We start from the raw sequence: 3,817 nt of genomic DNA on the forward strand, positions 1-3,817 counted from the left end.
CCGATCCCTCCGAAAGGCCCCCACATGACTGCCTCCCCCCTGCCGCTCAGCCGGCGCCGACTGCTGGCGGCGGCCGGTGCGTCGGCGGCCGCCGGCCTGCTGCGGTTCGCCCCCGAGGCCGCCGCGACCGACGGCCCCGGCAGCTACACCGCGAGCTGGACCTCCGTGGACCAGCACCCCCCGGCCCCGGCCTGGTTCCAGGACGCCAAGTTCGGCATCTACTACCACTGGGGCGCCTTCAGCGTCCCCGCCTTCGGCAACGAGTGGTACCCGCGCAACATGTACATCGGCGGCTCGGCCGAGAACAACCACCACAAGGCCACCTACGGCGACCCCTCGGCGTGGCCGTACAACAACTTCATCGACGGAGCCCGCGACAAGGCGGGCACCTTCGTCCAGTTCGCCCCCAAGCTCGTCTCCCAGGGCGGCAAGTGGGACCCGGAAGCCTGGGCCCGGCTGTTCAAGGCCGCGGGCGCCAGATTCGCCGGCCCGGTCGCCGAGCACCACGACGGCTTCTCCATGTGGAACAGCCGCTCCAACCCGTGGAACTCGGTCCAGCACGGCCCCAAGCTCGACCTGGTGGGACTGCACGCGCAGGCCATCCGCGGGCAGGGGCTGAAGTTCATGGCCTCGCTGCACCACGCCTACCACTTCAACGGCTTCTACGACCACGTGCCCTCCCAGTCGGACCCGACCCTGCGCGTCCTGTACGGCCAGCAGGGCACGGCGGCGGAGAACAAGCTCTGGTACGACAAGCTGGTCGAGGTCATCGACGACTACCAGCCGGACCTGGTCTGGCAGGACTTCGACCTCAACCTGGTGCAGGAGTCCTACCGGCTCCAGTTCCTCGCGCACTACTACAACCAGGCCGTCGCGTGGAACAAGGACGTCGTCGCCACCTACAAGGACGGCCTCAACAACAAGGGCGAGGTCTTCGACTTCGAGCGCGGCGGCCCGGCGGACCTGCTCACCCCCTACTGGCTCACCGACGACAGCATCTCCTCCTCCAGCTGGTGCTACACGGTGGGCATCGGCTACTACTCGACGCAGGCGCTGCTCCACTCGCTGATCGACCGGGTCAGCAAGGGCGGCAACATGCTGCTGAACATCGCCCCGATGGCCGACGGCACCATCCCCTCCGGGCAGCAGTCCATCCTGCTCGCCATGGGCGACTGGCTCGGCCGCTTCGGAGAGGCCGTCTACGCCACCCGCTCCTGGAGCAGTTACGGCGAGGGCCCCACGAAGATGGGCGGAGGCTCCTTCAGCGGACCGGTGGCCGGCAAACCGCAGGACGTCCGGTTCACCCGCAGCCGGGACAACAAGGTCCTGTACGCCACCGCGCTGGGCTGGCAGGGCGGCACCATGACCGTCACGACACTGAACTCGAACCGGATCAATCTCAGCAGTCTGACCGGGGCCCAACTGCTGGGCAACACCGCGGGGACCTATATCGACCTGCCCGCACCGACCCAGGACGCGGGTGGGCTGCACCTGACGATGCCCTCGTCCAACGCGCCCTTCAGCGCGCTGGCGTACACGGTCAAGCTCACCTTCTCCGGTGAGATCCCCGTCCTGGGCGCGCCGGGCGGCTCCACGACCTGGGTGAGGATCGCCAACGGCACCAGCGGACTGGTGCTCGACAGCGGGGGCAGCGTCGCCGCCGGCTCCAACCTCAAGCAGTGGAGCTACGACGGGAGCACCAACCTGCAGTGGCAGCTGATCGACCTCGGCAACGGCTACCACCGCATCATCAACCGCACCAACGGCATGGCCGCCGACAGTTACGGCAACACCGCCAACGGGGCGCCCGCCCGCCAACAGGCTTGGAACGGCGGCAACAACCAGCAGTGGTCGCTGGTCAGCCTCGGCAACAACCGCTACCGGATCGTCAACCGGGGCACCGGCACCGCCCTGGACGGAAGCGGCAGCACCACGAACGGCTCCACCACCGTGTTGTGGACACCCAACTCCAGCACCAACAACGAATGGACCATCACGGCCGTGTGAACCCCTGCGCTCCCCGCGCCCACCCCCACGGAAGAAGGAACGCATGAAACGCTTACCGCTCCTGATGTCCCTCGCCGCCGCGCTGCTTCTCGTCCTGTCGGCCGCGGGCAGCTCGTTCAGCAGCGGCCTCGGCGCACTCGCGCCGACCAGGGCCGCAGGCGCCGCAGCAGCGACGCCCGGCTGCGGCAAGGCCCCCACACTGACGAGTGGTACCCACACGATTCAGAGCGGCGGCCAGAACCGCACCTACATACTGCGCGTCCCCGCCGGCTACGACAGCAACCACCCCTACCGGTTGGTCTTCGGCTTCCACTGGCGTGGCGGCACCGCCAACGACGTCGACTCGGGTGGCACGGACGGATACAACTGGTCCTACTACGGCCTCAGGCGCCTGGCGGACAACGCCAACAACAGCACGATCTTCGTCGCCCCCCAGGGCAACGGCAACGGCTGGGCCAACCCCGGCGGCCAGGACGTGGCCTTCGTCGACGCCATGGTCAACCAGATCGAGTCGGGACTGTGCGTGGACACCGGCCAGCTGTTCGCCGCCGGCTTCAGCTACGGCGGCGCGATGTCGTACGCCCTCGCCTGCTCCCGTGCGACGGTCTTCCGTGCGGTCGCGGTCTACTCGGGCGCGAACCTCAGCGGCTGCAACGGCGGCACTCAGCCCATCGCCTACATGGGTCTGCACGGCATCAGGGACAACGTGCTGCCCATCGCGTCGGGACGCCAACTGCGCGACACCTTCGTCCGCACCAACGGCTGCACCCCGCAGAACCCGCCCGAGCCGGCCAACGGAAGCCTGACGCACATCATCACCGCCTACTCCGGATGCAGGTCCGGATACCCCGTCGTCTGGGCGGCGTTCGACGGAGCGGGCCACGACCCCGGTCCCATCGACGGTTCCACCGGTGACGGCTGGCGCACCTGGACGTCGGCGGCGGTGTGGCAGTTCTTCACCCAGTTCGGCTCGGGCACGCCGCCGACACCGCAGCCCACCGAGAATCAGCAGATCGTCGGCCAGCAGTCGGGACGCTGCGTCGACATCAACAACTCGACCACGGCCAACGGCACGCAGGCACAGCTGTGGGACTGCAACGGCGGCGCCAACCAGCGGTGGACCCACACCACCGGAAAGCAGCTGCTCGTCTACGGCAACAAGTGCCTGGGCGTGGGCCAGGGCGCGGGCAACGGCACACCGGCGGCGATCTGGGACTGCAACGGTCAGCCGGACCAGCAATGGAACATCAATGCCGACGGCACGATCACAGCAGCTCAGTCGGGGCTCTGCCTGGACGCCAACGGCCAGGGAACGGCCAACGGGACGAAGATCCAGCTGTGGAGTTGCTCGGGCGGCGCCAACCAGCACTGGCGCCTGCAGAACTGACGGACCGGGGCCAGGCCCGAGACGGCACGGGCCTGGCCCCGAAAACCTTGGTATCCAGGCCGAAAACAGCGTTCGCGTGTGGCGATTTGCCCGGCAAGCATGGTCAGTTTCAAGCCGTAATGTTGAGGCTTGCATGACAAGGTGAGGCACGCGGTGTCACTCTTCTTCGGGAACTCACAGTTCCTTCACAGTTCCAGCGTGCGACCAGTCGCGTTTCCCTCACCCCCCACCTCCTTCCACCCGCATGCCGTGCAGCGCTCCGGACCGGCGTACCCCGCCGCTCCGTCTCGTCCACGGTCCCCACCACGGGCCGGCCTCGTACCGAAGGAGAACCCGTTGTCCCTGAACCACCGCGCGCTCGTGCGACGCAGACGCGCAACCGCCCTTGCCCTCACCGCCGTTGGCTCCCTGTTCGTCGTGGCC

The 3,817-nt window shown here is 68.2% G+C and carries 2 protein-coding genes; both read left to right on the forward strand.

Going from position 1 to position 3,817, the window contains the following annotated elements; translation table 11 throughout:
- Positions 1 to 24 precede the first annotated feature (24 nt).
- The gene (locus EHS43_RS39815; protein ID WP_125195432.1) at positions 25 to 2,007 is read left to right on the forward strand and encodes an alpha-L-fucosidase; all 1,983 of its coding nucleotides are present in this window, start codon (positions 25 to 27) and stop codon (positions 2,005 to 2,007) included.
- Positions 2,008 to 2,071: 64 nt separating this feature from the next.
- Positions 2,072 to 3,394, forward strand: coding sequence for an RICIN domain-containing protein (locus EHS43_RS39820; RefSeq protein WP_125195433.1), 1,323 nt, complete (start codon positions 2,072 to 2,074; stop codon positions 3,392 to 3,394).
- Positions 3,395 to 3,817 lie beyond the last annotated feature (423 nt).

The sequence above is a fragment of the Streptomyces sp. RP5T genome, assembly GCF_003933965.1.
GTDB lineage: Bacteria > Actinomycetota > Actinomycetes > Streptomycetales > Streptomycetaceae > Streptomyces.

What these genes read in the sequence shown, in the direction of transcription:
- EHS43_RS39815 (WP_125195432.1), top strand. Translation starts at nt 25, where the DNA reads ATGACTGCCTCCCCCCTGCCGCTCAGCCGGCGCCGACTGCTGGCGGCG.
- EHS43_RS39820 (WP_125195433.1), top strand. Translation starts at nt 2,072, where the DNA reads ATGTCCCTCGCCGCCGCGCTGCTTCTCGTCCTGTCGGCCGCGGGCAGC.